At 52.7% G+C, this 22,000-nt stretch carries 20 protein-coding genes and 5 pseudogenes; 4 read left to right on the top strand and 21 right to left on the bottom strand.

Going from position 1 to position 22,000, the window contains the following annotated elements; genetic code table 11:
- Positions 1-1,525: 1,525 nt before the first annotated feature.
- Positions 1,526-2,152, bottom strand: a complete 627-nt coding sequence (locus KOL70_RS22935; protein WP_215481694.1) for an esterase-like activity of phytase family protein — start codon at positions 2,150-2,152, stop codon at positions 1,526-1,528.
- A gap of 493 nt (positions 2,153-2,645) precedes the next feature.
- Between KOL70_RS22935 and KOL70_RS22930 the strand changes: the two genes are divergently transcribed.
- Positions 2,646-3,766, top strand: a protein-coding gene (locus tag KOL70_RS22930) for an IS3 family transposase (protein ID WP_215481686.1) whose coding sequence is annotated in 2 segments (ribosomal slippage) — positions 2,646-2,904 and positions 2,904-3,766 — 1,122 coding nt in all. Because the reading frame shifts where the segments join, the coding sequence is not laid out codon by codon here.
- 108 nt (positions 3,767-3,874) lie between these two features.
- On the opposite strand, the gene KOL70_RS22925 is transcribed toward KOL70_RS22930, so the two are convergent.
- From KOL70_RS22925 to KOL70_RS23705, 3 genes and pseudogenes are all read right to left on the bottom strand, one after another.
- Complete coding sequence (locus KOL70_RS22925; protein WP_215481693.1) at positions 3,875-4,222, bottom strand: addiction module toxin RelE; 348 nt, start codon at positions 4,220-4,222, stop codon at positions 3,875-3,877.
- Positions 4,223-4,245: 23 nt separating this feature from the next.
- Positions 4,246-4,473, bottom strand: coding sequence for a type II toxin-antitoxin system Phd/YefM family antitoxin (locus KOL70_RS22920; RefSeq protein ID WP_004114519.1), 228 nt, complete (start codon positions 4,471-4,473; stop codon positions 4,246-4,248).
- A 443-nt stretch (positions 4,474-4,916) separates the two neighbouring features.
- A pseudogene (locus KOL70_RS23705) lies at positions 4,917-5,132 on the bottom strand (reverse transcriptase N-terminal domain-containing protein); the annotation flags it as partial.
- Positions 5,133-5,144: 12 nt separating this feature from the next.
- Between KOL70_RS23705 and KOL70_RS22915 the strand changes: the two are divergent.
- Positions 5,145-5,513: a hypothetical protein gene (locus tag KOL70_RS22915; protein WP_215481692.1), complete on the top strand. Its 369-nt coding sequence runs from the start codon at positions 5,145-5,147 to the stop codon at positions 5,511-5,513.
- A gap of 68 nt (positions 5,514-5,581) precedes the next feature.
- Positions 5,582-6,385, top strand: a complete 804-nt coding sequence (locus KOL70_RS22910; RefSeq protein ID WP_215481691.1) for a DsbA family protein — start codon at positions 5,582-5,584, stop codon at positions 6,383-6,385.
- Between the two features lie 277 nt (positions 6,386-6,662).
- Here the strand turns inward: KOL70_RS22910 and KOL70_RS22905 are convergent, their stop codons facing one another.
- The 13 genes and pseudogenes from KOL70_RS22905 to KOL70_RS23695 all read right to left on the bottom strand — a co-directional run.
- Positions 6,663-6,950, bottom strand: a complete 288-nt coding sequence (locus KOL70_RS22905) for a hypothetical protein (RefSeq protein WP_215481690.1) — start codon at positions 6,948-6,950, stop codon at positions 6,663-6,665.
- Between the two features lie 274 nt (positions 6,951-7,224).
- Positions 7,225-7,518 (bottom strand): hypothetical protein, encoded by a 294-nt coding sequence (locus KOL70_RS22900; RefSeq protein ID WP_215481689.1) that lies wholly within the window; start codon positions 7,516-7,518, stop codon positions 7,225-7,227.
- Between the two features lie 62 nt (positions 7,519-7,580).
- The gene (locus KOL70_RS22895) at positions 7,581-7,886 is read right to left on the bottom strand and encodes a hypothetical protein (RefSeq protein ID WP_215481688.1); all 306 of its coding nucleotides are present in this window, start codon (positions 7,884-7,886) and stop codon (positions 7,581-7,583) included.
- Positions 7,887-8,120: 234 nt separating this feature from the next.
- Entirely contained in the window at positions 8,121-8,441 is a 321-nt protein-coding gene (locus KOL70_RS22890) for a hypothetical protein (RefSeq protein WP_215481687.1), read from the bottom strand.
- Between the two features lie 365 nt (positions 8,442-8,806).
- A protein-coding gene (locus KOL70_RS22885; RefSeq protein ID WP_215481686.1) for an IS3 family transposase occupies positions 8,807-9,927 on the bottom strand; the annotation gives its coding sequence in 2 pieces (ribosomal slippage) (positions 8,807-9,669 and positions 9,669-9,927; 1,122 coding nt in all).
- 63 nt (positions 9,928-9,990) lie between these two features.
- Positions 9,991-10,074: pseudogene (locus KOL70_RS23835) on the bottom strand (Tn3 family transposase); the annotation flags it as partial.
- Positions 10,075-10,102: 28 nt separating this feature from the next.
- Positions 10,103-10,411, bottom strand: a pseudogene (locus KOL70_RS22875) (ATP-binding protein); the annotation flags it as partial.
- 649 nt (positions 10,412-11,060) lie between these two features.
- Positions 11,061-11,285, bottom strand: a complete 225-nt coding sequence (locus KOL70_RS22870; RefSeq protein WP_215481684.1) for a YegP family protein — start codon at positions 11,283-11,285, stop codon at positions 11,061-11,063.
- Between the two features lie 310 nt (positions 11,286-11,595).
- A complete protein-coding gene (locus tag KOL70_RS22865) occupies positions 11,596-11,970 on the bottom strand; it encodes a hypothetical protein (protein ID WP_215481683.1) in 375 nt (124 codons plus the stop codon).
- 867 nt (positions 11,971-12,837) lie between these two features.
- Complete coding sequence (motA, locus tag KOL70_RS22860; protein WP_215481682.1) at positions 12,838-13,740, bottom strand: flagellar motor stator protein MotA; 903 nt, start codon at positions 13,738-13,740, stop codon at positions 12,838-12,840.
- Between the two features lie 1,048 nt (positions 13,741-14,788).
- A complete protein-coding gene (locus KOL70_RS22855) occupies positions 14,789-15,004 on the bottom strand; it encodes a DUF2767 family protein (protein WP_215481681.1) in 216 nt (71 codons plus the stop codon).
- Between the two features lie 1,181 nt (positions 15,005-16,185).
- Positions 16,186-16,416, bottom strand: a complete 231-nt coding sequence (locus KOL70_RS22850; RefSeq protein ID WP_215481680.1) for a hypothetical protein — start codon at positions 16,414-16,416, stop codon at positions 16,186-16,188.
- A 475-nt stretch (positions 16,417-16,891) separates the two neighbouring features.
- Positions 16,892-17,140 (bottom strand): annotated as a pseudogene (locus tag KOL70_RS23695) (DUF905 family protein); the annotation flags it as partial.
- 1,091 nt (positions 17,141-18,231) lie between these two features.
- On the opposite strand from KOL70_RS23695, the gene ltrA reads away from it, so the two are divergent.
- Complete coding sequence (gene ltrA / locus KOL70_RS22840) at positions 18,232-19,899, top strand: group II intron reverse transcriptase/maturase (RefSeq protein WP_215481678.1); 1,668 nt, start codon at positions 18,232-18,234, stop codon at positions 19,897-19,899.
- A 294-nt stretch (positions 19,900-20,193) separates the two neighbouring features.
- On the opposite strand, the gene KOL70_RS22835 is transcribed toward ltrA, so the two are convergent.
- The 4 genes and pseudogenes from KOL70_RS22835 to KOL70_RS23830 all read right to left on the bottom strand — a co-directional run.
- On the bottom strand, positions 20,194-20,511 hold the full coding sequence (locus KOL70_RS22835) for a HigA family addiction module antitoxin (protein ID WP_215481677.1): 318 nt from the start codon (positions 20,509-20,511) through the stop codon (positions 20,194-20,196).
- Between the two features lie 178 nt (positions 20,512-20,689).
- Complete coding sequence (locus tag KOL70_RS22830; protein ID WP_123803252.1) at positions 20,690-21,055, bottom strand: type II toxin-antitoxin system PemK/MazF family toxin; 366 nt, start codon at positions 21,053-21,055, stop codon at positions 20,690-20,692.
- On the bottom strand, positions 21,055-21,327 hold the full coding sequence (locus KOL70_RS22825; RefSeq protein WP_215481676.1) for an antitoxin: 273 nt from the start codon (positions 21,325-21,327) through the stop codon (positions 21,055-21,057). Before KOL70_RS22825 ends, KOL70_RS22830 begins: the two co-directional genes overlap by 1 nt.
- A gap of 412 nt (positions 21,328-21,739) precedes the next feature.
- Positions 21,740-21,937: pseudogene (locus KOL70_RS23830) on the bottom strand (conjugation system SOS inhibitor PsiB family protein); the annotation flags it as partial.
- Between the last annotated feature and the right edge of the window lie 63 nt (positions 21,938-22,000).

Below are 22,000 nucleotides of genomic sequence, written 5' to 3'. Positions count from 1 at the left end.
ACGAAGTTTCTTTTGTTTGCGAGGCCGCCCGGCTAACCCGACACCTTCGGTTCAGCCGCCATAGCAGGCCACGTTGTCAATAATCCAGTCTGGCCCGGTCACGTCACGGTAACCGTCTTCATCTTACTCTTCGCTCCACTCCAGCGAGTCACAGCGCTCCTCCTGCTGGACGCCGCCAGAGTAGGTTGCCCGTCCGCAGTAGTCGCAGCCCGCGGCGACATACCAGTGTTAAACGATGACGCCGTAACGTCCCGTCAGCGCACACAGCACCCAGGGCGAGGGCGGCGACTAGGGCGTATCGAAGTCGGCGTCATAGGGCCTGCTGCGGAGTACAGGAGGTTAAACGGCTTCTCGGGGAGATGACGGATAGCTTGAATACAGAGGGGTACCCCGGTCTGTTCCGGCTGACGTGCAGAGCAAAAAAACGCGCGTTGAAGCCCGTGAGCAACATTCACTCCATTGACTGGCCCGCTCCGTTCAGTCCCGCCGTTCGTCTGAGCACCAGTTGAACATCCGGGGGCAAAGCCAACTGGAAGAGGAAGGCAGACTCCACGCCTGTTCCTGGATGGCGTTTAATTTTATATAATGGCTAATATCGAAAAGTCCTGCGCCGTATAAGTGATTAACTGAGGGCTATGTTAAAACGTAAAGTAACTCCAGCGGAATGAACACCGGCAATATAATGCCGCTCCCAGGAGTCAGAACGGAAATATTTCACTGTCTGGGCAACTGGTACGCTATCGTGCTGGTATATCTGGCGCACACAGGGACACATATTCGTTTAAGTTATGAATAATATTTCGGTATAAATCAGAGGCAGCGACGGGCATCTTTTCTTCAGTCAGGACTCACTTTTAAATTAAAAAGAAACCCTTAAAGATATCGCTCATTATCATTTGCTGGATACCCCGCGCGGTGAATACACTCCTGCCAGCTTAAGGCGCCCGAAGAGTTGTATAAGCATGATACGTTGCTATGGTGAACCTGATACGGGCAGATGGGTTCTGCCAGCCTTGTGAAAGTATTTCTACGTGCATGGTCTGATACAAGAACACCTGAAGCTAACGCACCCGAAATCCGTATAACACGAAAAAATAATCAGATTACTTCTATAAACAGCCGCACATCAGTCACTTATATCAAACCACAAAGGTTCATTATATTTTACCTTATTTATCTATAGGTCATGGCGACAGATGGAATTTAATTAACCCCATCCCATTTGCTATAATTAAGATTTGGTTAACATCATTCTCATTATTTAAGCGAGGTGTAAACGTGTTGTACAGCGAAGACATGACCGGTCACGCAGTTATTGGTGAAGCAGCTGTCAATCTTGCCGTGCGTGAACAGGAAATAACCGTTGACTCTCTCCTGACGGAGCTTAACGTTATGCTGAGAGCTGAGGAGCTCAGCAGTCGTATTGCTCGCATCAGTGCGGCAATAGCCTGGCTGCGTGATTTCCGCACCGTGGACGCCCGCGGCGGTGCGGCTCAGAGCTGGATGCTCTCCGATGCTGGAGACCTCAGTGGCGGCGGCGAGGCGACCATTCACCTGCAGGCTGATGAAGACGATGGGATGAGATACCCCCGCTGCCGGTCACGGTTTCCGGCGGCCGGATGGTATCGCGTGTCGTGCCGTCAGAGTGGATGTGATACAGCACATTTTCGGACTCCGAGCTCAGCCACAGGCCGTCACCGGACGGGTCGTAGCGCACCGACTCGAGCCCGTTGGTTTCGGGCTTCCAGGCCGGGTCATTTAACGGGGTGACGCCGGTGAACCGGATGCCGTAGCCCGGCTGTCCGGGCGTGAATACCGGCTCAAGCGTGAAGAGGGATGTCTGCCCGGCCCCGCCCGGGCCCAGCCCGGGACGGGTGTTGTCGCGCGCGGTAATGAACTGCCCGCTGCCGCGGTTCAGGTCGATACCCGACAGGCCACCGATGGTCCAGTCGTCATAGCGCATTCCTGTCGCGAACGTGACATTGTTCTGGTAGCTCAGCCCGTTTATTGCGGGGATGTCTGCGCCATAACTGACTGTACTGTCAATGAATCTGCCGTCATCAGCCTGTGACGGCAGTGATAATGCCATACAGACCGCGCACAGCAAGCCGCGCCAGGAATCCTGATGCTGCTCCCCGAAAAGAAATTCCATAACAGCATCCTTAACGTAAAGAAACTGTAAAGCCGAATTTTTGTTCAGGGGTTATAGAGGATTACTGTTTCGTTTTCATGTCAGGAAAAGAGAAATTTCAGGTATTCGACCCCGGAGGGAGGACTGAAGGGGTAAAAGCCTGAGCATACGCATCGGGGGACGTGTGAAGGGCAGAAAGATCAGTCGGGCCGGTCAATGATGCACCGGTAATGACGATATCGCGCGCAGATATACGGGCATTATTAATATGCTGGCGCACTATACGTTCACGTTGCCGGATGATATTCAAAAGGGAGAAATAAGGGCGTTAAATTTCAATTATAACAATAAATTATCTCCTAAACGTACGTTTCCGTTCCATTGGCCCTCAAACCCCATTACCTGGTCATTACCAACTAAAAATCATGCTTAGATAGAAGGTCTGACCTGCTCCCCGTTGATTAATACACCGCGATGTTAGTAATGTCTTCATAAGCCACATGAGGACATCCCCATGAAGAAGCGATTTTCCGACGAACAGATCATCAGTATTCTCCGCGAGGCAGAAGCCGGGGTTTCAGCCCGGGAACTCTGCCGCAAGCATGCCATTTCAGACGCCACCTTTTACACCTGGCGCAAAAAGTTCGGCGGCATGGAAGTTCCCGAAGTGAAGCGGCTCAAGTCGCTTGAGGAAGAGAACGCTCGTCTCAAGAAGCTGCTCGCTGAAGCCATGCTGGATAAGGAGGCGCTTCAGGTGGCCCTGGGCCGAAAGTTCTGACGACAGACCAGAAGCGGGAAGCCGTGGAGGTCATGTGTGATGCAACGGGTCTGTCGCAACGCCGTGCCTGCAGGCTGGCCGGTTTGTCACTTTCAACCTGCCGTTATTCGGCCCAGCGTCCGGCTGCTGACGCGCAACTGTATTTACGCATCACAGAGTTGGCACTTGAACGCCGGCGATTTGGTTACCGGCGCATCTGGCAGTTATTGCGCCGGGAGGGTCTGCACGTCAACCACAAGCGGGTTTACCGCATCTATCACCTTAACGGTCTGGGTGTAAAACGCAGGTGCCGCCGTAAGGGCCTGGCGACTGAACGGCTTCCGCTTGTTCGCCCGGATGCGCCGAACCTGACATGGTCGATGGATTTTGTCATGGATGCACTTGCCAGCGGCCGCCGGATTAAGTGCCTGACCTGTGTGGATGATTTCACGAAGGAGTGTCTGACGATCACCGCCGCTTTCGGGATTTCAGGTGTTCAGGTCGCGCGTATTCTGGACAGCATTGCGTTATTTCGTGGATATCCTGCGACGATAAGAACCGATCAGGGCCCGAAATTTACCTGCCGCGCGCTGGATCAATGGGCCTTTGAACATAGTGTTGAGTTGCGCTTAATCCAGCCGGGTAAGCCAACTCAGAACGGATTTATTGAGAGTTTCAACGGTCGCTTTCGGGATGAATGCCTGAATGAGCACTGGTTCAGCGATGTTCTTCATGCCAGGAAAATCATTAATGACTGGCGGCAGGACTATAACGAATCCAGACCTCATTCATCGCTGAATTACCAGACGCCATCTGAATTTGCAGCAGGCTGGCGAAACGGGAAGCATGAAGAAAAATCAACCGACATTACTAACTGAAGGTTGTATCTAATACTGGGGGCAGGTCAGGTCTACTCAAGTTAACAATCGGCTGGTAAAAAATCGCAGATAAAATTAAAGCCACTAAAGTGGCTTCATTCATCTGCTTTACAAAGCGATTAGTCTCTCGAAAAGACACTGAATGACTGACTGTCGTTTGCCAAGAATGACATGGGCAGTTAGTTCCTCCTGTTCTGTATCGTAGGAGTAAAGGATGCGATAACCATCCCTGGTAATACATTCACGATAACGGTCACAGCCTAATTCAAGCAAGTCAGGTGAAATCTGACAACTCTCAGGGAAAATATCAACTTTCTTTTCAAACTCATCGAGTTGTTTATTAAGTACTTCTTTTGGCTCTTCAACACTGGTCGAAAGAAAATTCAAAAGATTGCGAGCAGTGAGTTTGAACGTTTCGGTGTAAATAACACCTTTTTTTGTGTTGCTTTTAGGCATGTGCCCTCCAGTCATAGCAAGTATTAAAGACTTGCCATTAACTGGTCACGACTATACGTGCGTCCCTCGCTTTTGTCCTTTTCAGAGATAGTTAAGAGTTTCAGCAATGCGATTGCATTATCTCTTTTCAAGCGCTCTTCATACGACTCAACAACATAAGCGGGCACACCGTTTTGTGTGACCAATAATGGCTCTGCAAGATCAAGCACCGCGGCGTGCTTTTTCAGATAACTAATGGTTTCGACTCTCATAGTCTTTCCTCTTAATAAACCTCTATTTAACGAAGCAACTCATTTCATTTGAGTATCATTTAACTCCGTGCTGACGCTAAGTGGTCAACAAATCATCGGCACTTAAGCCGCTTTTAGTTCAATCATCATATTGTGACCCCATCCGCATGGGGTTACCCGAAGGTGGTCTTAATTTAGACCTAATTAAGACCAGTGTCAACCCTTGGCATGTTTTTTTTAGTGGGCAAGTTTTTTATGGTTTTACGAAACCAAAATGTGGGGCGTTCACCTTCACTACTACGAAGGGCACGTTTTAACATCCTCTGAACACTGGTGAGGATGTGGGTAGATGCCCATGATTCCTATGACGATGAAGGGCTAAGCCCCAAATATAAAGAACCTCAATGAGCGAAAAGCGGACATTGCTAACAGCAGTCTGTGTGAATCAACAGGGAGCAGGTCACCAGCAGGAACAATGCCTGCATGGCGCGGTCTCTCATTGTCGGTATACCTAAGGGCCGCAACTTGCCATTGGCCTTCGGTATATTGATGCGCCTGAGCGGAAGGGGCTTGTATCCGTTTCTTTTCAGGCGGGTAAGAGCATTCCATTTTGCTTCCGGCGTACTCCAGGTTTGTTTGTCAACTCCGGGAGTTCTCATCCCGTTATTCTCGGTTAACCGGTCACGGTGCCGGTGCTGGAGCGCGTCAGCGGCGGACGCCACGACTTTAACCGCATCGGGGCGTGGCAGGCCGGGCAGGTGGTACTGAGCGGCGACCGGTACCTGAGCGTCACCGGCGTGAGCGTCAGATTGTCCACTACCGCCAGCGGTGACGTTGCCGTCCCGGCCACTGTGATCCGCCAGATTCAGGAAGAACTGACCCCGTCGCGTGCTGCAGATAAAAGTGCGCAACCGGATATTCCGTCCTCAGTGCTGGCAAATACTGCCCGGGAACTTGAGCGGCAGACTCAGCTCAGCCTGCCGCCGGAACCCCGCGGGCGGGAGCCGGACAGGGAGCTGCCGGCGCCAGAAATCACCCGTCATATCCAGAAAGAACGTTAATTTATGCGGCACGCCCCGTGCGGCCGCCTGACCTTATGCTTGCCCCGCGCAGGCCTGTGAGAGAAATAATGAAACCATTCCTGAAACTGGCCGCCATTGCGCTGGCCATGAGCACCGCTTTGTCCTCAGCCTCATCGAATGCAGCTGACACAGCAGACTTTACCCCCGCGCAGCAGGCCCGCATCGGCGAAATTGCCGCAGACTACCTGGTGGCACACCCTGACGTGCTGATTGAGGTAAGCAAAAAGCTGCAGGCGCGCCAGCAGGCGATGCAGCAGCATGCTTACGTCCAGTCCGCGCTGAAGGCCCACCGTCTGCTGATGCAGCTCGACGGCGTGCCCGTCAGCGGGGCCAATGATTCAAAAGTCATCGTGACAGAGTTCTTTGACTACGAATGCATTGCCTGCAGCATGATGGCGCCGGTGATGGAAAAGGTCATGGCTGCGAACGCCGGCGTGCGCTTCGCGTTCCGCGACTGGACCATCTTTGCCGCCCGCTATCCCGAATCGACGCAGGCTTCTCACCGCGGGCTGGGCATTTACCGCAGGCAGGGGGCTGAGGCGTATATGAACTACCACAACGGCATTTACCGGACCGGGCACAACGAGGGGAAACTCACGGCAGAGGATATTGAAAAGGTGGCCACCGCCGCCGGCGCAGGAGCGGCTTCCGGTGATGACAGTGCCGCTTCCGACAGGCTCATCGAAAACAACGACGCGCTGGCAGAGATGCTGGGGCTGACGGGCACGCCGGGCATTATCGTGATGCCCGCTGAAAATGCCACGGCAGACAATACCACCGTCATTCCTGGCGTGGTCAGTGAAAAGGTGCTGCAGCAGGCCATTGCGCGTGCGTCCGGCAACGCTCAGTAACCCTTTCTGATATCCAAAAAAATCCCGGCACACAGGCTGGGAAAATGGATTCGTCAATGCGGTCCTGCGAGTGGAGTCGCTGGCCGTATGAGAAGTATCGGCCGTTCCGCCAGAACCTTTACTTCATGACGCCCATGCTGCTCAGGCAGTTCGTTCCGCGTCCCACTATGACTATGAGTGATAGAGAATTAATCAGATGATTCAGGTTATGAAACTATGCAGGTCGCCGAATAGTGACGACCTGCGTTATCTGACTAAGGACAGAATAAAGGACATTCTATGAACCAACGTGGGGGGAAATGTTAATGTCATTTTTTGGGATAAGATGATTATCCGTTTCCTCCATCTCCACCGTTTCCTCCATTGCCGCCATTGCCGCCATCACTTCCACCATCGCCTCCACTTCCGCCATTGCCTCCATCTCCACCATTTCCTGCGTTGCCTCCATCACCGCCGTTTCCGCCATTACTGGAGCCATCGCCATTACCCCCGTTTCCTCCGTCCGCACCGTTAGCGCCATCACCACCCTGTCCACCTGGACCCCCATCACCACCTGGGCCTCCATTCACGCCGGGTCCACCATCACCTCCACGACCGCCGTTTTCGCCGGGGCCTCCCGGACCACCCGCGCCCCCGTTTTCACCTGGCCCACCATTTGCACCAGGTGTACCATCAACAAGCTCCACTCCATAACCCGCTCGCTTCAGTGATGGTTGGAATGTATATGCATCCGCGTGATTGAATATTGCTGAAGAGAGGTAAAAAAGGGCCGGGAGAGTGAAAAAAAGTTTGTTACGCATAAGCTATGCCTCGATAAAATGACATGAACTAACACTTATTTAATTGTTACATGGACCAGCAGCGCCACCTTTACCTGCGGCACCACCTTTACCAGCAGCCCCCCCTTTACCACCTTTACCGGCACCATTCTTACCCGGCTGCCCATCCTGTCCTGGACGCCCGCACTTAACATTGATCAGCGAGACAGAGCTGCCTTGATAAGATGATACGTATGCGGCAGATGAGTTATCATTCGAACTGATATTCACTGGAGACTCTTCTGCATTTGCAACAACAGAAAAACTGAGAAAAGAAGCTAATAAAATTGCAACTGATGAAATGTGTTTTTTCATGAAATAACTCCTGAAATATTATGGCCTGACAAGGCCAGGCCGGAATATCGGAATTGCACGCATCAAATAATATTAGTCACCGCCATCACCGCCATCACCGCCATTATCACTGCCACTTCCTCCACTACTTCCATTTCCATTTCCATCATTGGCTCCGTTGCCACTACCGTCATTACTTCCATTTCCGTTTCCATCATTATTACCGTCGTTACTGCCGTTGCCGTCATTACCACCGTTACCGCCATTGCCACCATTACCACCATTACCACCGGTTCCGCCTGCACCTCCTGCGCCACCACTTCCGCCGTCGCCCACAAGAATGAAGGCGTGGCCGGCTTTATTTTTGGCGGGGTCTGAATTTGTGGCATGGTAATAATCGCTCAGGAAAACCTCAGCCTGAGCCGAAATAGTGGCGCTAAAAATTATCGCTGTACCAATTAACCCTTTGACTATATTACGCATGGCTTATCTCCAGTTAACTATTGAATGACACATTTATGTCAGGTTTACTTTAAAAGAGTCGCACTGTCTTTAATTCATAAGTCTGGATTGAGTTGAGCTTGAATTATTTAAAAAACATCTCCTCAATAACTTGGTTTATATCAAGAACCACCACCACCGCCAGCATCGGAATTGCCACCCCCATTGCCGTCTCCATCGTCCCCTCCATTATCACCATCACCATCACCGCCGCCGTGGCCACTTCCATCATTGTCGCTGTCATTACTACCATCAGAATCACTATTAGTTTGAGAATTCCCACCACTGCCATTTGGACCGTTATCAGTACTGGATGCTTTAGAAAACAAATATTCTGTATCAGAAGCAGGAATGTGCGTGTCAATAGGAGTTGGGGATGTTGAAGCTCGTGACAAGCCTGCAAAAGAAATGAGTATAAGAGCTGAGATTTTATTTAATTTCATGATTAATCCTTACAAGCAAGTTGTAATGTAATTTACATCTTTACTAAAATAAATCTTCGCAAGAATTAATATATCAAGAAGATAATAAATATTAGTGTGCATATGTAATATTTTATTTCTTTTTTCATTAGCCTGTTATTTATTAGCATCTTTTTAATTTCAGTGCCAACTAAAATATTGGCAGTTATATCCATGTGGAGAGATTAATAAACCTGATATTAATGGTTTTTAATTATAATGTAATGTGCGGGTTGATTTTTACAGTGCATGATTCTGTAATTATCCTGTAATAAAACCATAGGTATGAGATTCTTGAGGTGCTGTTTTTTTATATGATGACCTGCCCCCAGTATTAGATACAACCTTCAGTTAGTAATGTCGGTTGATTTTTCTTCATGCTTCCCGTTTCGCCAGCCTGCTGCAAATTCAGATGGCGTCTGGTAATTCAGCGATGAATGAGGTCTGGATTCGTTATAGTCCTGCCGCCAGTCATTAATGATTTTCCTGGCATGAAGAACATCGCTGAACCAGTGCTCATTCAGGCATTCATCCCGAAAGCGACCGTTGAAACTCTCAATAAATCCGTTCTGAGTTGGCTTACCCGGCTGGATTAAGCGCAACTCAACACTATGTTCAAAGGCCCATTGATCCAGCGCGCGGCAGGTAAATTTCGGGCCCTGATCGGTTCTTATCGTCGCAGGATATCCACGAAATAACGCAATGCTGTCCAGAATACGCGCGACCTGAACACCTGAAATCCCGAAAGCGGCGGTGATCGTCAGACACTCCTTCGTGAAATCATCCACACAGGTCAGGCACTTAATCCGGCGGCCGCTGGCAAGTGCATCCATGACAAAATCCATCGACCATGTCAGGTTCGGCGCATCCGGGCGAACAAGCGGAAGCCGTTCAGTCGCCAGGCCCTTACGGCGGCACCTGCGTTTTACACCCAGACCGTTAAGGTGATAGATGCGGTAAACCCGCTTGTGGTTGACGTGCAGACCCTCCCGGCGCAATAACTGCCAGATGCGCCGGTAACCAAATCGCCGGCGTTCAAGTGCCAACTCTGTGATGCGTAAATACAGTTGCGCGTCAGCAGCCGGACGCTGGGCCGAATAACGGCAGGTTGAAAGTGACAAACCGGCCAGCCTGCAGGCACGGCGTTGCGACAGACCCGTTGCATCACACATGACCTCCACGGCTTCCCGCTTCTGGTCTGTCGTCAGAACTTTCGGCCCAGGGCCACCTGAAGCGCCTCCTTATCCAGCATGGCTTCAGCGAGCAGCTTCTTGAGACGAGCGTTCTCTTCCTCAAGCGACTTGAGCCGCTTCACTTCGGGAACTTCCATGCCGCCGAACTTTTTGCGCCAGGTGTAAAAGGTGGCGTCTGAAATGGCATGCTTGCGGCAGAGTTCCCGGGCTGAAACCCCGGCTTCTGCCTCGCGGAGAATACTGATGATCTGTTCGTCGGAAAATCGCTTCTTCATGGGGATGTCCTCATGTGGCTTATGAAGACATTACTAACATCGCGGTGTATTAATCAACGGGGAGCAGGTCACTCTGGCAACGGCATGGCGGCTTTCTCCCCGGTTTAGTTGGGTCAGAATGCGCCGACGATAATCTTCATCATCAACAACAGCAGTTGTAATTTGACCCATCTCATTACTCAGGATTCGGTTCCGTTATCAGTCCTGCCTTACGTTTCTGTTTCAGTCGATAGCTCTCTCCTTTTATCTGCACTACGTGTGAGTGGTGTAGGATCCTGTCCAGCATCGCTGATGTCAGAGCGGCATCGCCTGCGAACGTCTGATCCCACTGACCGAACGGCAGATTCGACGTCAGGATCGTGGCGCTTTTTTCGTAGCGTTTCGCCACCACCTGGAAGAACAGCTTTGCCTCTTCCTGACTGAACGGCAGATAGCCTATTTCGTCTATGATGAGCAGGCGGGGTGTCAGTACGCCCCGGTGAAGAATGTTTTGCTACCCGACGTGGATGAGCCAGAACAACACATCTGATAGTATGCTAGGCAAAGCCTCAGTGGTTTAATGAGACCCAAGGGTATCTTTAAATACGAGGGGTTTGAGGTCCAACGGAATTTAATTGCACGTTAAACGGTAAGATTATAATTATATGTTTTTTTATTTATATTTTAATCTATGCCATCGGTTCGTTGAAAAAAATTGTTAACTTATTTTAAACCAAGCTGATGCTCTGTTGAATGAGAAATCACGTTACTGAATTTCTCAAAGGCCAGTTATCACTACAGGTATCAGATTTATTTCCAGCACTGGAACTTGTCATATGGCCATCACCAACTGAGCCTCGCCAGCCTGATGGCGGTACTCCGTTAGTGAGTGACTGAGTTTTCCCTGAATGCACGAGAAAAATAAGCCATATCATTGAATCCAAACTTCCATGCAATCAGGCTGATGGGAACATCTGAGTACAGGGGGACTGTAAAGCCCGCGAAGCTTTTTTCAGCCTCTGAGTCAGGACATACCGGCCAAAGGTGGTACCGTCATTTCTCAGGAGCATGTTCAGATAATGTGTTGAAATACGCAATGAATCAGCAACATGCGATATTGGAAGCGTTGTATCCAGTAGCTTTAAATATTATAGTCACTGTTTTTTATCAGTGACTACGTTGGTGTATTCCGTCAGATCATTTACTGTAAAAGAGGCAGCGCTTTGTCGCATTGATTTTATGCCCGTAAGCGCGGCCTCACGCGAATCGTATAATTCACTGGTGGCCAGTGTGCTGCCGTCAGATGATTTCAGCACAAAGTACCAAACCGAATAATCCGGGGTGCCACCCTTTCTGAGCTCATACTTTGGTGCATTCATATATTTCACCTTCTGAATACAGAAACCTATTTAACTCTGTACCATATCTCATAACAGCAAGCTGAGACAACTGGGTATGTCTCTGAAATAAAGAGAGCAGGCCTGCTAAAGCGCTGGCCCTGCAGCAACCAGATGCGGTCTACCATCATGGTCACCGTCAATCCACTGGCAACTAAGCGTGATGTGCGGATAATAAACGTGACGCCAGGATGAGTGAGCGAATTCAGGATGAAAGCGTCCCATGAAATAAATCAGTCACGTTCAGACTATCTTCCTGAAAAAGTAATCATCGCACATTGCATTTCACATATTATGCGCCAGGTCCTTTATCTTCTTTTCTTGAAACCGGACAGGCAGGTTCATCCTGCAGAGCATTCCCCGCGAAATACATAAACGAGGCCGTTCGCACGATGGCCAGTGGCATAACAGGTGCGAAAACCAGTTTCAGCAATGCCCGCTTTGTTTCCGGCTCATCCGCGGGTGATTCGCCCGGGAGGATCACCCAAAGGTCTTCCTCACTATACCATATTTCGCGCATGGTTTTTTCATCATAATAGATGTCAAGAGCTTCTGTCCACGCCGGACAAACAGTTTCAAAGTGATAAAGCCAGTCACAGTTCATAACCAGCCCCATATCGGCAAGGCCACCGCCGCGTTTTGACAGTGCGAAACAGCGATTTTTCATGAAAACTCTCCTGAGTTATCACCGCAGCTGATATTAATTAAACGACTCAGAATTCCCTCTGCAGCAGCATTTATCGTGAGCACTTTGACATCCCAGCGCTCACGATAAATGCCCCAGAGCGTAACCTTAACATTTAGTTATGAATATTTTTTTACCGACTTTATTAAATTTTTTCTCTAAAAATAAGAATATGATGAGAACAATCCATCACGTTACAGGATTTTAACTAAAATATATTATCTGCTTCCTTCGCCAGCACCTGACCTGCCTCCATCAGATACAGAGAAGGATGTATGAATCGCATCAGATTAAACATTTGTAAAACAGCACTTCAAAAGTATGTTAAATTTTCAGGAGCCAACCAGACGGCAGCCACCATAATGTACCACTTTTAAAGTTCATTATCCTTCATCTATTCCCGGTGAATTAATCACTAAAAAAACCTCCCGTACTTGGGGGTACGGGAGTAAAATATCATTTATGATATAAAATTTTACGGATGACTCTATGTAAGAGTTGTTTATAATGTATTTTTAGAACATTAAGATAACCTTAATACGGGAATATAAGAGCATCAGAAATTTTATCATCTGATCGATGTCTGTCTCGCTGCCGCAAACTTTCTCCCGGATAACGTTATCCCAGAACCTCATGCGATGTCGTTCACTATAGTCACAGAAGACCTTAACGCGGCCTTTTACCGTAATAAAGCAGCGTTCGGATTTAAATTACCCCTTATTCCCGCCTGCAATGCGATACGCCGTCAGGTCATTGACCACCCGCGACGTCTCGCGCCGCCTCATAGCCGCAATGTCCGTCGGTGCCGCCTTTTCTCAGCTCCTATTCCCCCCCATCGACTCCCGCACGTTAACTGTCACTGTATTTTCGCTCAACCACGGCGGCGAAGTTTTCAGCATGCCGTACCGTCCTGATCGTCTGTTCCAGTTCCTCAAATGAAGGACGTATGTCTGAATACAGCGCTTTGCGACCGGACTCCACCGCCACCTGAGGCACGCAGCCCCGCATGTCTGCCACCATTACCAGCCTGACGCAGTGCATCATCCGCACGGTCTCCGCGTACTGCTGGCGCAGGCGGGCGGCCAGCGGCGCCACGCAGCCGTAGGAAAGCAGGATACCCAGAAAGGTCCCGACCATGGCCTGCGCGACCAGCGCGCCCAGCTCGTGCGCGCCGTGGTCAGTCACCCCCAGCGCGTGAACGACGCCCAGCACAGCCGCCACGATACCGAAGGCAGGGAGGGCGTCCGCCAGGTGGGTTACCCCCTCTGCGGGCCGCTCGTGCTCCTGCTCCAGCGTATCGGCCTCCATGTTCATCAGCGCCTCAATGTCGCGCGGGGCGAGGTTTCCCGCCAGGCGCAGGCGAAGGCAGTCAGTGATGCAGGACACGAGAAGCGGATTATCGAGCGTGCGCGGGTAGCGCTGAAAAAGGGGGCTGTCATAAGGGCGGCTGATTTCCGCATCCAGCACCAGCATACCGCGGTGGCGGGCGCGGCTCAGCAGGTGAAAAAGCAGGGCAAGCAGCTCGGAAGCCAGCGCGGCACTGTATCGGCTGCCCCGGAGGGTTTGCGGCAGGGCGCGCAGCACGGCCAGCAGGGCCGGGCCGGTATTGCCGGCCATAAAGGCACCGGCCGATGCGCCGATAATGACGAGCAGTTCGGCGGGCTGAATGAAGGCGGAAAGTACGCCGCCCGACAGCGTGTAGCCGGTCAGCACGGACGCAATGACCACGCAGTATCCCGCAAATACGGGCATGATGTTTTCCTCCCTGTGGGTGAGCAGGACCGGGCCCGCTTCGGTATTGTGTGCTTCACCTGCGTCATTGCACAGGACGCAGGAATGACGCCGTACGCTTCACGCATGCCCGCCCCCTCCTGAAGGATGTCGGGTGCCTCTGTCCACGCCGGGCAGGCGGTTTCAGAGTGACAGAGCCAGTCGGAGACATGCCCCGTGTCGCAGGCCTTCGCCGTGCTTTTACCAGCGCGCAATACCGGCTTCTCACGTCGTTTTCCCGGTTATCCGAACTGCAGCTTATGATGAAAGGTCAGCGTTTTTCTTAACAGTGAAGGACTTAATTCTGGTGCGTCAGTTCTGTCCCTCAGGTCACTGCAAAAAAAACACTCCCGCGCAGGGCGCGCGCGGGAGCTAAAGGCCATCAACAATATTCCACAGCAACACCCCTGGCACAGGGGCATAACCATTATCGGCTACAGAGCCCGTCAGCTGCAGCCCGGGCACATGAATTTTTTGTGAAACAATTCATCGGCTGCTCAACTTCACAGAACCGTTTTCCCCGCGAGCGATCTGCCCGCTGATGTGCCGCATGGCAGAGCTGAACGTCCGGCACAGGGTTCTTCCTGTCATTGCAACAGAACGACCTCACGCCCTGTCAGAGCAGCTTAGTGATAAATGCCTGAATGTCAGCAGCCGTCCGCATCCACACACCCGCTGAAAGAAAATTGTGTCCCGCCCCGTTCACTGTATTCTGTCCGCTCAGTCGTCACCAGGCTCCAGTGCCCGGTCTTACACTGCACCGGGTTTCCGTCACACACTGGTGCGCCTACATCGTAAGGAACTTGACGGGCTTGAGCACGATTTCATCAGTCCGCCCCCCCGGCAAGCAGCCAGCCGATGTTATGGGCCAGCGTTTTGCGGAACCGGCGCTGTTTTTAGGCGATGGACCGCCGGCGTCAGAAACAGGTTGTCCTGTGCGGCAGAGGCCGTAAACCCCCGTCGCGCCGGGGGTGTGCAGAGCAACAAGCCTGCAGCCAGCCCGGCGCTTCAGTATTCATGCGTCATCACCTCAGTCCTGAACGGCGTTACTCTCCAGCAGCCTCACGGCCCGGTTCATAGCCTGCAGCTCGTTTGGGTCGTACCGGTTGTGCTTCAGCATCTCCGTGCGCAGCATGTCTGCAAGGGCGGCGCGACGGGTTTCGTGCCCCTCAGACACCAGCGAAAACACCGCGTCACCCACAATCAGGCACATGGTTTCATAGCGGCGCAGGGCGTTGTCATTCATGACCGTACTCCCCTCTGCCGGACCCCCGCCGTTTCTCAGTGCGGGGAACGCCGTCGCGCCAGACAAGCCGGCGCGTGGCGGAAATGCGCTCCGACATACACAGCAGCCTGCGGGCTGCATGATTGCTTACCATGCTGAAAGCCTCCAGAAAAAAGGTGACTGACTTACCACGGATACACAGGGTAAGCCCGCCCGGCGGGAACCGCAACCCCCTCAGACACAGCCGGACGGGAGAGCAGCGCGCAGCCCGTCCTGTGAATGCCGCGAGAGCGGCATGGAGGCGCCAGAAATCGTAGAGGGCGGCTCCGATGTCAATGGGCGCCGTCAGCCCGGCAGAGCCGGTTACAGGCTCAAATAAGGCATAATCCCCACCCCGCCCTGACCGACGCCGTTTAAGCAGCGGCCTGTCAGCAGCTTATCAGTCAGACGGTCGGAGACGAAAGAAAGAAACCGCGGGCCTCCGGTCTGAAAGCAGCTCAGAGTCTGTAGTTACAGCATCCATTTATCAGCCACTGCAGTACCGGCCCTGCGGGCCGGGCGGCCGGGGCTGGTCAGTGGGGGCAACCCTGCTTCAGGTACGGCGCAGGTCTGGGTTGAGAGGGGCGCGCGGTTTCAGGCCTGCTCTAAGGATGTTGTAGAAGGCTATTAATGTTTGTTGTAACTAATATCTGGATCTTCTCTCCACCTCATACTCTAAGCGTCTCTTCAGGATTGCGACCGTGTCTGGGAAGTGAATCTTTCCACAGGGCTGGTGGATGAATAGCTCATATATTTAAAAGTAAGTAATAACAGTCTTTTAAAAGAGAGATAAACGGGTTTTTAAACGGATCATCGCGGTTTGTAAAAGTCTCCCCCGGTAGTTTAATGCCAGTGCGGTCAGTAGCTAATCAACTCACCCTCTCGTGGTTAATGTGGATAACTCAGAGTTGCACCGGCGTGCGATAGCGTTCAACGTAACGGGTGATTTTCTGTGCGCCCATCCGCAGCAAACATGGAGGGTCAGGAGCAATTTTGCAGAGTATTTGTTCAGAGAATTTTCAGCGGACGTGCGAAGGCCTCCGGCGCGAACCGGATAGTTGAAAAGGATTAGGTGGGGATTCAGGATGGTCATGATGGCTGGATATCAGGAGGGACAAATCCAGCGTGTTACGATAGATAAGGCAGTCGGATATCAGCGAACGTCAGGTTGTAACCAGCAGAGCATCATCCAGTCGCGCATAATGGCCACGCGAAAGTTTCATGCGTTCCGTAATGCGGCGCTCTATCTCCGCCCGCACCGCATCGAGTCCGCCAAAGAAACGACCGTTACGGATTTCTTTCTGGATCTGCAGGCGAACCAGCTGTTCAATATCTTTCCGGGTACGTGGTGCATCCTTCCGGGCGCGATAACGGTGGTGATGAACTGCTGCCACAGGGCAAACGGCATCGCGGGAACGTGGGCCATCTGGCCGGAGCGCAGGGCGTTTACAAAATGGATTGCGTGTGCGACGATTTGCGGGTCAAAAATCATTTATCTCTCCAGAGTGTTGATTTTGATGAGGCAGCCAGCTCCAACTGGCCGCCGTGGAATAAGCAGGGGCAACCCTGCTTTTTTTACGCCTGTACGTTGCCGCGCTGTTCCAGCTCACTGGTCAGCCACTGGCCCGCCTTAAACCAGGCCCTTTCCCCCGGAAGCCCGAAGTGCGCCAGCGCGATTTGCCCTGCCCGCTGCCATGCCCCGAACACCGCCGCTGGCATCAACACAGAGTTGTCCGGCACAGCTGCCACAGCCGTCCGGGCGGCATCGCGCATAATGGCCGCCATTGACTCCTGACGCTCTGCAAGGGTCATCGTGATGGTGTTCAGCGCGGTCAGCGCTGAAAGGTACGCATCCAACGACACCTGGTGCACGCCCCGGCTGTTGATGTAACGACGCAGCGAGTAGCCCGCATCGTGTTCAAAATTAAACGCGCGCCAGATCAGCCCGCCCGCCGGCTCCCGGACAACCAGGCGAAAATGACTGCCCTGATCGTCTTCAATAAAAACGTTGCTGAAAGCGGCCGTTACGGATACCGCCTGCGCGCGCGTAAACGGTCCGTCGCCCAGCGCGGCCACGCTGTGCAGTTCAGGTAGGGTGCTGCCCGGAATTGAGGTCATGTTGTGCTCCTGTCAGAAATGAATGATCCGGCTGACCGCCGCGCGGTGCCCGAAAAGCCCTTCTCTGACGCGGGTTTCTTCTTTCCGGTCTGGCCTTTCGCGGCAGGGGCAAAGGAGCAACGACGAAGTGAAGGCATAAAGGGGCGACGACAAAAAGTTTTTGACGCCCCGGCAAAAAGTTTTTGGCGGCGTACATTTCACCCCTTTCTGCCTGAGCCGGCGGTGCTACGACCAGCCCTCCGCGCAAGGGCTGGCCGGGATGCAGGGAAGCGTCAGAAGGGAAGTTTCAGGCCGCCCCGCGGACTGACCTTAAAGTCCCGGCGACAGGCCGGGACGGTGAACGCGACGGCGCAGCAGTCTGCAGCCGTTGACCCTGGACATCAGCCCGAAACCGCTCGCGGCCGAAACCCGCAGGGGTTCGGTGGCGCTTGGCGGCTTTGCCGCTTAGCGACATAGGGCTCGACGACCCGGCTTGCCGGGGAGCCGAAGGGGGCCGTGCGACAGGAAGTCGTTTAACATATTGTTTTACATTGATAAAACCAGCTATTCCATTAGCTGTAGCCTACCGGAACAGGCGTTGCTGGCAACGGCGGGGTCTGAAGCTTCCGGGACAACGAGATCGGGCGTCAGCCCGGGGAGGACCCCGTGAGGGAGCCTCCCTTGCTGCAAGCATCATGCGGCTGGATTGCCAGGCTGGTCAGAAGGGTTAACACATGTGAACTGTTGATAAACGCCGTTATCGGCAACAGGCCAAAGATGCTGAAAGGCCTGAACCAAAAGGTACGAGATCTGGTTGCTCCACAGGGCCTCCCGGAGCACATGGACACAGAGATCTCCGGTGAAGAGACAGAACCCGCCCTGACCTTGTGTATGTTAAACGGAACCTGGTAAACCCGTATCGCTGCCTGATGGCAGGTGAACCGCGAGGAACACTGTTGGCGGTGCGGGCAGAGGAGGACGGAAAAAGCAAATGCCTGATAGTAATCATCGGGATACGAAGCGGATCATGCTTCGACGCGAAAGCGGGCAGACTTCCGTCTGGTCTTTAACTGCATGAAATACTGTAAAACTTTCAACAGGATCTCTGCGAGATGAATACACACACCAGTGTGTCCACGATATCCCACCCGGCAGGCTGGCACGCCATTGACTGGCGAACCTGCCATGCCCGGGTGAGAAAGCTACAGCTACGGATTGCAGAGGCAACCCGGCAGCAAAAATGGCGGCAAGTCAGGGAACTTCAGCGCATTCTCACGCGTTCATTTTCCGGCAAAGCCGTTGCTGTCAGGCGTGTGACTGAAAATACCGGGAAAAGGACGCCCGGCGTGGATGGCAAAACATGGAGCACCCCGGAAGAAAAATGGAAAGGGACTGTCAGCCTGAGTTCGCGGGGTTACAGACCGCTACCGCTCAGGCGCATATACATCCCAAAATCGAATGGCAAAAAACGACCGCTGGGCATCCGGACAATAAGGGACAGAGCCATGCAGGCACTATGGTTGCTGGCTCTGGAGCCTGTGGCAGAAACAACGGCTGATAATAACAGCTATGGCTTCAGGCCCATGCGCAGCACTCATGATGCCATCGAGTCCATATTTCACCGGATGAGTCAGAAAGTATCTCCGAAATGGATTCTGGAAGGCGATATCAAAGGGTGCTTTGACAACATCAGCCATGACTGGCTGCTGTCCAACATACCAATGGACAAGCGGATCCTCAGTAAATGGCTGAAAGCCGGATATATGGAAAAAGGCGTATTCTTTCACACTGAAAGCGGCACCCCGCAGGGAGGCATTATTTCTCCCCTCCTCGCCAATATGGCACTCGACGGTCTGGAGGGAGAGCTGATGCGCACGTTCAGGAAGAGCAGGTATCACGGGAAAAAGCATCAGGTGAACTATGTGCGCTATGCCGATGACTTCATCTGCTCAGGGATCTCCCGCGAGTTACTGGTGAATGAGGTCAAACCCCTGATAGCGGCGTTCATGCAGCAACGGGGGCTCACGCTGTCTGAAGAAAAAACAGCGATAACGCACATAGAAGAAGGCTTCGATTTTCTCGGTCAGAACGTCAGAAAATACGGCGGCAAGATGCTAATCAAGCCTGCTAAAAAGAATCTGAAAAACTTCCTGAGTAAAGTCAGAAGATTAATTAAGGGTAATCCGACGCTTCCGGCATGGAAACTGATTAACCTGCTCAACCCCGTGATCCGCGGATGGGCTAACTATCATCAGCATATCGTGGCCAAAGATATCTTTAATTACGTCGATACCCATATCTGGCGGGCAATATGGCAGTGGTGTAAACGGCGGCATACTCGTAAAGGCCGGCGTTGGGTTGCAGATAAGTATTTCACGTTCGGGGACAGGCGCTGGCAGTTCAGCGCCACGACCCCGGAGGGTAAAACGCTGCTTCTCACCCGGGCGATGGATACGCCCATCAAACGCCATATCAAGATCAGAGGGGACGCGACCCCCTATTCGCCCGGCATGGAAATCTACTTCGAGCGCCGTCTGGACCTGATCTGGACCGGGAAACTTAAGAAGATGAAAACCGTGGCGGCATTGTGGAAACGTCAGGGTAAGTGCTGCCCTCGTTGCAGGCAACTCATCACTAACCAGACAGGCTGGAATATACACCACCGGATCAGGAAGGTTATGGGCGGCAGCGACGACATGTCCAATCTTGAACTGCTACATCCCAACTGCCACCGTCAGTTACACAGCAGGGAGGCCGGTGCCTATAGCGGGCATTTATAAAGGCTTGAGCGGTATGCGGGGAAACCTGCACGTACCGTTCTTAGGGGGCGGCGGCGCAGTAATGCGCTGCTGCTACCCGACCCGGCTGTTGCTGTTGCTTTTGCTGTTGCTGTTAATGCGACTTTTCCGGCGGCAGGCTGAAACAGCTGAACAGAGAACTGATGACTCTGAATCCATTAAACGCGTGAAGGGTATCCCCGGCCCGCAGGGAGTCGGTGTTGCTGTTCACATGCTGGCAGAAAATCAAAAAAAACCGCGCCAGGTGGCGCGGTCTGCGGGTATCAGTTGCCGGGATTATTTGCCCGGTTGTTCCTCTGCAGGAGCGGCCAGCACGCCCGGGTGCAGGTGTACGCCTGAAACGTCCGTATTAGCACGTGCCTTGTGCAGATCGCAGGCTATCTGCATGGATAACCAGAGACGCGCCGCAATACCCAGCCCCGCCTCCAGCCGCACCGCCATTTCCGGACTGACAGAAGCCTTACCGCTGGCGACTTTGCTCAGCGCCGAAGCGGACACACCCAGCTCTTTCGCCAGCACGCGCAGGCCAATATTACTGTCTTCAATGTACTCAGTGATCAGGCCGCCCGGATGCGGAGGATTGAACATGCCCATCAGTGATAATCCTCCAGGTTGAGAATATAAGTATCACCGTCCGTGAATTCGAAGGTGATGTACCAGTTAAGCCCTGAACGTGATGAAAAAATGTTTTTCCTGTCGCCCTTCAGGACATATATCCAGAATCGATAATCTTATTCTTCAACAGCAGGCTACGTTTTAAGCTCTACATTGATTAACGCGGATCGATAAGATCAACCACCAGCGACAATATTTCATCCATAACATGTGGCTCAACCGTAGCGGCATAACTTGCTCTGCGCGCAGTCAGGTCAAGCGAGCGCAGCTGATAGCACAGCGCTACGCCGGTCACTTTACCGGTGTCCGTGCTGTTGCCATCCAGATATACGGTCACACCCTGCGAACGTGACGCGCCGCCGCCGCTTGTTACAGGCACGCAAACCGCTGTTCCCAGTGCGGCCACCAGCTCTCGCTGCGAGATTACCAGGTAGTAGTGCGGTCCCTTAAATTCACGGCCTTCCACCGGATCGCCGTTTACGTGCCAGATTTCGCCCTTCTGTGGCACCCTCCTTGAAACCATCAGATATGCTCCCTGCCCTGCGGCGCGTCATTCAGGCCATCAGATGTTTCTTCGTTATAGCCATGAATTTCCTGCTGATTAATACCAGCCAGCAGCTGTGCCAGTGTGCGGCGACCACGGGGTACGCGCGCTACCGGCACAATATTTACGGTCTCGCCCTCAGCGGTCACGTCCAGCTCGATGCCTACTGTCCAGCCCGCTCTTGCTGCAATGTCGCTCGGGATGGTCAGCACGACGGCCCCGCCCTGCTGACGAAGTCTTGTTGATGCCATATGCCCTCCGATATGTGACTTAGTAACACATAGACTACCACAGGGTAACACTAAGTCACACTACATTGTTTGTTTTTTCAACGCATAATTTCTACGGAACATTTATAGCTGACGTTCTGCTGCACACGATCTCCCGGTTTAAGAAGCCATGCATGCGATGTATCTCTAATGCTGCGTCAGTTCTTAGCCCCATAGAGAGTTTTGTCACTCCGGCAGTAGTAGCACCAGTGCCTGTGAGGTCCGGTTCATACCGTGTGCTCCCCATCCGAATCGCGGCGGCAAGCTCACCGGCGCCTGTGAAGCCCGCCCGCGTGTACTCTGCGATTTTTGCAAGTATCACCTGCTGCGCCGCTGGTTCAAGACGATCGCTGACGTACAGGCGCAGGCGGATGCGGGTGTCTGCGACGATTGCTCACCATACCGGCGAACAGCATGACGGGCTGACCAGCCCGACAGCCAGCGGAGCAGCATCCGCGCGAGTCAGCCGCAGGTGTACCGGATACGCCCCGCCCCCCTCGGCCCGCATTTTACAGTTCATGCGCCAGCTGTCAGGCAACTGCAGCGCGTTAAGTAAGGCTGCGCTCATGCGCTGACGGAAGATTTCGCCGCACTCACGGTAGGCTTAAAAATCGCAGCCGGTTAACGCATGTAGGGTACTGAGTGTAAATTTTTC

This window comes from Pantoea sp. B270 (assembly GCF_018726825.1).
Taxonomy (GTDB): Bacteria; Pseudomonadota; Gammaproteobacteria; order Enterobacterales; family Enterobacteriaceae; genus Pantoea; species Pantoea dispersa.
Note: the sequence above shows the minus strand (reverse complement) of the source record. Positions and strands in the feature narration are given on the sequence as shown.

Excerpts from the sequence above, each read along its gene's own strand:
- KOL70_RS22895 (WP_215481688.1), bottom strand. The coding sequence starts at position 7,886 with ATGCCACAAATTCAGACCCCGCCAAAAATAAAGCCGGCCACGCCTTCA.
- KOL70_RS22910 (WP_215481691.1), top strand. The coding sequence starts at position 5,582 with ATGAAACCATTCCTGAAACTGGCCGCCATTGCGCTGGCCATGAGCACC.
- KOL70_RS22920 (WP_004114519.1), bottom strand. The coding sequence starts at position 4,473 with ATGAGAGTCGAAACCATTAGTTATCTGAAAAAGCACGCCGCGGTGCTT.
- KOL70_RS22865 (WP_215481683.1), bottom strand. The coding sequence starts at position 11,970 with ATGAAAAATCGCTGTTTCGCACTGTCAAAACGCGGCGGTGGCCTTGCC.
- motA (WP_215481682.1), bottom strand. The coding sequence starts at position 13,740 with ATGCCCGTATTTGCGGGATACTGCGTGGTCATTGCGTCCGTGCTGACC.
- KOL70_RS22835 (WP_215481677.1), bottom strand. The coding sequence starts at position 20,511 with ATGGGCATGTTCAATCCTCCGCATCCGGGCGGCCTGATCACTGAGTAC.
- KOL70_RS22830 (WP_123803252.1), bottom strand. The coding sequence starts at position 21,055 with ATGGTTTCAAGGAGGGTGCCACAGAAGGGCGAAATCTGGCACGTAAAC.
- KOL70_RS22925 (WP_215481693.1), bottom strand. The coding sequence starts at position 4,222 with ATGCCTAAAAGCAACACAAAAAAAGGTGTTATTTACACCGAAACGTTC.
- ltrA (WP_215481678.1), top strand. The coding sequence starts at position 18,232 with ATGAATACACACACCAGTGTGTCCACGATATCCCACCCGGCAGGCTGG.
- KOL70_RS22935 (WP_215481694.1), bottom strand. The coding sequence starts at position 2,152 with ATGGAATTTCTTTTCGGGGAGCAGCATCAGGATTCCTGGCGCGGCTTG.
- KOL70_RS22890 (WP_215481687.1), bottom strand. The coding sequence starts at position 8,441 with ATGAAATTAAATAAAATCTCAGCTCTTATACTCATTTCTTTTGCAGGC.
- KOL70_RS22905 (WP_215481690.1), bottom strand. The coding sequence starts at position 6,950 with ATGGAGGCCCAGGTGGTGATGGGGGTCCAGGTGGACAGGGTGGTGATG.
- KOL70_RS22870 (WP_215481684.1), bottom strand. The coding sequence starts at position 11,285 with ATGAATGCACCAAAGTATGAGCTCAGAAAGGGTGGCACCCCGGATTAT.
- KOL70_RS22855 (WP_215481681.1), bottom strand. The coding sequence starts at position 15,004 with ATGAATGACAACGCCCTGCGCCGCTATGAAACCATGTGCCTGATTGTG.
- KOL70_RS22900 (WP_215481689.1), bottom strand. The coding sequence starts at position 7,518 with ATGAAAAAACACATTTCATCAGTTGCAATTTTATTAGCTTCTTTTCTC.
- KOL70_RS22825 (WP_215481676.1), bottom strand. The coding sequence starts at position 21,327 with ATGGCATCAACAAGACTTCGTCAGCAGGGCGGGGCCGTCGTGCTGACC.